The sequence below is a fragment of the Methyloceanibacter marginalis genome (assembly GCF_001723295.1).
Lineage (GTDB): Bacteria > Pseudomonadota > Alphaproteobacteria > Rhizobiales > Methyloligellaceae > Methyloceanibacter > Methyloceanibacter marginalis.
Genome location: NZ_LPWD01000210.1, coordinates 1 through 6,124 on the forward strand (window position 1 = coordinate 1; position 6,124 = coordinate 6,124).

3 protein-coding genes and 2 pseudogenes are annotated in these 6,124 nt (G+C 61.7%); 2 read left to right on the plus strand and 3 right to left on the minus strand.

Translation table 11 applies throughout. The features are described 5' to 3' along the window. Positions 1–194: pseudogene (locus AUC71_RS19370) on the plus strand (polysaccharide biosynthesis/export family protein); the annotation flags it as partial. Here the strand turns inward: AUC71_RS19370 and AUC71_RS08610 are convergent. From AUC71_RS08610 to AUC71_RS21080, 3 genes and pseudogenes are all read right to left on the minus strand, one after another. After that, on the minus strand, positions 191–625 hold the full coding sequence (locus AUC71_RS08610; protein ID WP_069623939.1) for a potassium channel family protein: 435 nt from the start codon (positions 623–625) through the stop codon (positions 191–193). The pseudogene AUC71_RS19370 and the gene AUC71_RS08610 sit on opposite strands and share 4 nt — an antisense overlap. A gap of 2 nt (positions 626–627) precedes the next feature. Beyond that, the gene (locus tag AUC71_RS08615; protein WP_069623940.1) at positions 628–3,771 is read right to left on the minus strand and encodes an efflux RND transporter permease subunit; all 3,144 of its coding nucleotides are present in this window, start codon (positions 3,769–3,771) and stop codon (positions 628–630) included. Positions 3,772–3,931: 160 nt separating this feature from the next. After that, positions 3,932–5,179, minus strand: a pseudogene (locus AUC71_RS21080) (efflux RND transporter periplasmic adaptor subunit); the annotation flags it as partial. Between AUC71_RS21080 and AUC71_RS19375 the strand changes: the two are divergent. Then, entirely contained in the window at positions 5,154–5,594 is a 441-nt protein-coding gene (locus AUC71_RS19375; protein WP_204376680.1) for a hypothetical protein, read from the plus strand. The pseudogene AUC71_RS21080 and the gene AUC71_RS19375 sit on opposite strands and share 26 nt — an antisense overlap. Positions 5,595–6,124 lie beyond the last annotated feature (530 nt).

Genomic DNA, 6,124 nt, shown 5'->3' on the forward strand with positions numbered 1-6,124 from the left:
GCCAATACCCGTACGTCAACGCCATGACCGTCGAGGCCGCCGTCGCCATCGCAGAGGGATACACCGAACGCGCCAAAAAACGCTTCGTCCGCCTCACACGAAAGTTCGGCGGAGTCATGTCAACCGTCATGGTCCCAACAGACTATCCCGTCCAGCCAGGCGACACTATTTACGTCCTCGAACGCTTCTTCTAATTGCGATCGCCACGCTTGAGCCCGGTGTAGACCCATTGCACAGCGGCGAAGACAAGCGCCGTGGACCAGCCGAACATCAAAAGGCCATTGGCCGCCTCGAATGAGGACAGAAGACGCCACTCTTCACCGAGTGTGATGTCGCCGAAGCCGAGCGTGGTGAAGGTCACGGTAGAGAAATAGACCGCCTTCTCGAGCGGCGAGATCGCGCCGAGTGCGATGTAGAGCGTTGCCCACGTCCAGACTTCGAGAATCATGGCGAGGAAGAGCCACAGCACAAAAGCAGCGACGCTGAGTGTTCCACGCAACAGTGAGTTTGTGCGATGCCGCTCAAGATGATCACGCAGACGTTCGATGCCGACCATCGTGAACACGCCTTGGATCAGCGTGGTGACCACGATCATGATGGCACCGAGGACGATCTGGATCGTCATCTCTAAGTCTGCTGCGGTTTGGACGCGGGCGGTGGCTCGGCCTTCTTGCTCTTGACCGACTCGCGCATCCGCTGGAGCAGAACGAAGAGGAAGGGCACGAAGGTCACGCCGAGAATCGTGGCAAGCAGCATCCCGCCAAAGACTGTGAGACCGACGGACACGCGGGCCTGCGGCACGGCGCCGGTGGCCAGCACGAGTGGCAGCACGCCAAGAATGAAGGACAAGGCGGTCATGAGCACCGCGCGGAAGCGCAAGGAGGCGGCATTCTCGGCGGCATCGACAATGCTCTCGCCGGCTTCGCGCTTCTCCTTGGCGAACTCCACAATGAGAATGGCATTCTTTGCCGCCAGACCAATTAAAAGAATGAGGCCGACTTGCGCGTAGGTGTTGAGCGCGACACCGGAAAGCTTGAGTGCCACGAAGGCACCGAGAATCGCGAACACGACCGACAGCATGACCGAAACCGGAATTGTCCAGCTCTCATACTGCGCGACGAGGAAAAGATAGGCGAAAATGAACGACAGCACGAACACGGCTGAGCTGGCCGCGCCCGCCTTGATCTCCTCGTAGGACATGCCGGTCCACTCATAAGTATAGCCGTCGGGCAGACTCGTCCTGGCAACACTTTCCATCGCGGCGATCGCCTGGCCCGAGCTATAGCCGGGCGCGGGATTTCCATTGACAGTGGCTGAGCGGAACATGTTGTAGCGTTCGATCGTCTCCGGCCCCAAGACCGAAGAGACGGTCACCAGTGAGCGTAGCGGCACCATCTCGCCGCCGGCGGACCGCACATAGAGCTTGCCGATATCCTCGGGGCTCGAACGCCGGTCGGCCTCCGCCTGAACGTAGACACGGTAGACCCGGCCGAATTTGTTGAAGTCGTTCACGTAATAGGCGCCGATATTGGCGTTGAGCACCGTGAAGATGTCTTCGATGCTCACGCCCTTGGTCTTTGCGAGCTGGCGATTGACGTCGATGAACAGCTGCGGCGAGTTGGCGCCAAACGTACTGAAGACGCTGGTGACCTGGGGCTCGCCATTCGCCGCGAAGATAAAGCCGTTGAGCACGGACGCCAGCGATTGTGGCGATCGGCTCTCGGTATCCTGCAAGACGAACTCAAAACCACCCGTGGTGCCGAGACCAGGAATGGGCGGTGGCGTGAAAGGAATGATGACGGCCTGTGGAATGGCCGCGAACTTTGGAGCGATATTCTGCATGATGGCACGCAGTCCAAGTTCCGGCGTGTCCCGCTCGTCCCATGGTTCCAAAACGGCGATGATGAAGGCCGCATTTGGCACAACCGTGCCTTGCAGAATTGAGTAGCCGCCAACGGCGATCACGTTCGCCACGCCTGGCGTGTTCTCAAGAATGGTTTCGACTTCCCCAAGTACCGCGGTCGTACGCGGCAAGGCAGCACCGTCCGGCAAGCGCATATCGATGAAAATTGAGCCGCGATCCTCCTGGGGAATGAACCCGGTGGGCGTCGTCATGCCGAACCACGCCGTAGCGCCGAACACGGCCGCGACCAGCGCTATTGCAACCACGGCCCTGCGGATCAGCGCGCGAACCACGACATTGTAGCCTTTGCGGGTTCGGTCGATCCCGCGCTCGAACCAGGCGAGCGGCCCGCGCCGTGCCGGGTTTGGCGGACGCAAAAGCGTTGCGCATAGGGCCGGGCTCAGCGTCAGCGCATTGATCGACGACAGCGCCACTGCAACGGAAATCGTCGCCGCGAACTGCTCGAACAGGCGGCCGGTCAATCCGGGCGTGAAGGCGGCCGGCACAAACACCGCGAGAAGAACGAGCGTGGTGGCAATGACCGGTGCGGTGACCTCTTCCATCGCCTTGCGCGTGGCATCCGGTGGGCTCAAGCCGTCAGCCAGGTGTCGTTGCACATTCTCGACAACGACAATCGCGTCGTCGACCACCACGCCGATGGCGAGGATCAGCCCGAACAAGCTGATCGTGTTGATGGTGAAGCCGAACGCCAGAAGCGCGGCGAATGTACCAATCAGTGAAACGGGAATAGCGATGGCCGGAATCAGGGTTGAACGCCAGTCCTGCAAGAAAATGAAGACGACAAAGACCACCAGACCCAAAGCCTGGAGCAGCGTGATGACCACCTCTCGAATCGAGGTCTCTACATAGAGGGTGGTGTCGTATGTGATCTGATATTTCAGATCCTGGGGAAAACGCTGCGACAGCCGATCCATCTCGGACCGAATCTTTTGGGCGACGTCGAGCGCATTCGCGTCAGGGAGCTGATAGACGGCCAGAAGCGCGGCCGGCTTTCCGTTCAACTGGCCATACCAGCCGTAGTTTTCCGCACCGAGCTCGACCCGTGCAACGTCTCTCAATCTCACGACGGACCCGTCGGAATTCGCAACGAGGATGATGTTCTTGAACTGATCGACGTCCGCGAGGCGCCCCTGCGCGGTCAATGTGTATTGGAATTGCTGTGAAGACGGGGCGGGCTCCTGGCCGATGGCCCCCGGGGACGCCTGAATATTCTGATCTCGGATCGCGGCGATGACATCGCTTGCCGTCAAGCCCAAAGCCGTCAGACGGTCCGGCTCGAGCCACATGCGCATGCTGTAGTCGCGCGCGCCCAGATTTGAGACCTTCGAGACCCCTTTCACGCGGGAGAGCGTGTCGAGCAAATTGATGCTCGAGTAGTTGGAAAGGAAGATGCTGTCGTAGGTTCCTTCCGGTGAGTAGACGGAAATCACCATCAGGCATGCTGGTGGAGGTTTTCTCCGTGGTACGCCTTGGCGCTTCACCTCCTCGGGCAGCTTCGGCATCGCCTGAGAGACGCGGTTCTGCACGTTGACCTGGGCCGTGTCCCCATCCGTCTCGATCGAGAACGTGACGGTCAAAGTGTAGCTGCCGTCATTGGCGCTCTTGGATGACATGTAGGTCATGCCCTCGACGCCGTTGACCTCGGCCTCGATTACCGCAGCCACGGACTCCGCGACGACGCTTGCGTTGGCGCCGGGATAATTTGCTGACACCTGCACTTGCGGCGGGGTGAGCTCCGGATACTCGGCGATCGGAAGCGCGCTCATCGCCAGCAGCCCGGCGATGATCGTCACGATCGCGATGACGAACGCGAACTTCGGGCGGTCGATGAAAAAGGCGCTGAGCATGACTTAGGGCGCGCCTTGCGGAGCCGGTTCTGGCTCGGGGGTCGGCTTGCGGCTCTGGATCGGGCGTTGGCTCCGGCGCGCCGGATGCTGTCTCGGGTGATGCCTCCTGGTCGATAATCTCCGGCCGTTCTGCCGGCGCAAGATACGAGACATTGACCTCGGCGCCGGGACGGACCTTTTGGATGCCCTGAACAACCAGGGTCTCACCTTCTCGAAGACCTTCAAGCACCACCACGCCGGTTTCTATGCGGTCACCCGTCTTGATCGGCCGCGCCTCGATGCGGCCTTCACCGTCGACGATGAGCACAAAGGGGCCCGCTTGGTTTTCCTGCACCGCCGACTGTGGGATGACCACGCGCTTCTCCGGCGTCGCCCGCGTCAGCAACACGCTGACATATTGCCCGGGGACGAGGATGCGATCCGGATTGGGAAACGTGAGCCGAATATTGATCGTGCCGGTTGCCGGATCGACTTTATTGTCGATGACCGCCACTTCGCCGGGGAACTCGTAGAGCTTGTTGTTGGCGAGGCGAATTTGCGGCGTGAAGTCCTCCGCCGTGCCCGCCTTCTTCGCTTCCACGTAGTTCAAATAATCACGCTCGCCCACCGAGAAGATTACATCGATAGGGTCGAGGTCGAGCACCGTCACCAAGACGCCGCTGTCCGGCCCGATGAGGTTTCCGACATCCACATCCGAGATGCCCGTACGTCCGGCGATAGGTGAGGTAATCGTCGCGTAGCCGAGATCGAGCTTGGCGCGCTCAACATCCGCCTCCGCCGCCGACACGTCGGCCTTCGACTGATCCGCCTTCGACTTGGCGATATCGTATTGCGCCTCGCTCGCCGCTTCTCGCTCCAAGAGCACTTCATAGCGCTTCAAACTGCGGTCGTTCTCGTTGAAGCTGGCTTGCGCTTTGGCGACCTGGGCTTCCGCTGCCAACAGATTGGCTTGGAATTCGGCCGGGTCGATCTCGAAAAGAACGGCCCCCGCCTCGACCTCGTGACCTTCCTCGAATGGTCTTTTGAGAAGCGTGCCGCTGACTCGGGCCCGCACGTCGACCCGCTGCGACGCCTCGGTCCGGCCGACAAAATCCGTTTGGCCGGCCACATCTTGTGCGGTCACCGCCTCGACCACGACGCTGGGAAGCGGCTTGTCCTCGGCGCTCGTCGCGTCTCCGCCGTCGGAGCAAGCATTGAGGAAAAACGGCAAAAGGAGCGCGAGCCCCGCCCGCTTGCAGCTCGACACGATGCCCATTCCTCCCATAGCCCAGCCCTCTCGCGCTCTACACTGAGCGATTTTTCTAGCGATGCTAATGGACGGGGCTCCAAAGGCAAACGCCATTTGCCCGGCGGACTTGAACTGGCGGACCATCCGGCTCAGTTTGGCGGCCGGCCCAATCGAATTCATGGAGACAGGCTCGATGATCCCGGACAGTGCCCGTATCACAGGCCTTTGTTTGAAGGTTTTCGCGCTCACCCTGGCCGGCGTGGTTCTCGCCCACCCTGTGCAGGCGCGCGACGGCGTCAGCGGCTGTAGCATCGCCGAAGTCGAAACCGACGCGGGGCGCGTCTGGCGGTATACTATCGAGGTTCAAGTGCCGGAGAACGGCTATTGCCGCGTCTCTGTCGTCGAGGACAAGGACCGCAAGAGCTGGAAATATTGCTGGCTCAAACGCGCGTCCGACAATCCCGTCTCCGCGACCTGCGACGACCCCCTCGACGACGAGGACTTCGACGTTTGGAAGGCGAAGGCCGTGTGCGGGGCCCAAAACTCGATGGCCTATTGCCGGCGCGAGACCCCTTTAGTGCCCATCGCTCGCTAAATCGAGAGTGGCAGATGGGAGCGCACTAGCCGCGCCGCCCGCAACCCGGCCGCTTCGGATTGGCCTTGCAGGCCTTGGCCCGATCACCGCCGCCATGACCGCGGCTCGCGGCCCCTTTGCGGTTTCCGTTACCGCCGCCATGGGCGGATCTCGACTTCGCAGGCTTTGGATTGACGTGCGCCGCCCTCGACTTGGCCTGCTTTGGCTTCGCGGGCCGGTGCATGGCCGGCTTGGCCCGGCTGGATTTCGGCTTCCCACGCGCCGATTGCGGCTTGGCTTTCGCATTGCCGGCCTTCGCCTTGTCCCCTCCTGGCTTTGGCGGGGTTCGGCGGGCCTGAGGCGGCTTCGGACCATTACGGCCCTCTAGCGAGGGGCCGCGATTGTTGGGACCCGCGTTTGGTCCCCGCATGTTGGGGCTCATCGCCCCGGGCCGTGCAGCGCGTGTCGGCGGGGCGAGACCCATGGCGCGGCCCCGTTGCCCTTGGGCTTGCGTGGGACCTGGCCCGCCCCCGTTGGACTTGGCGGCCTTA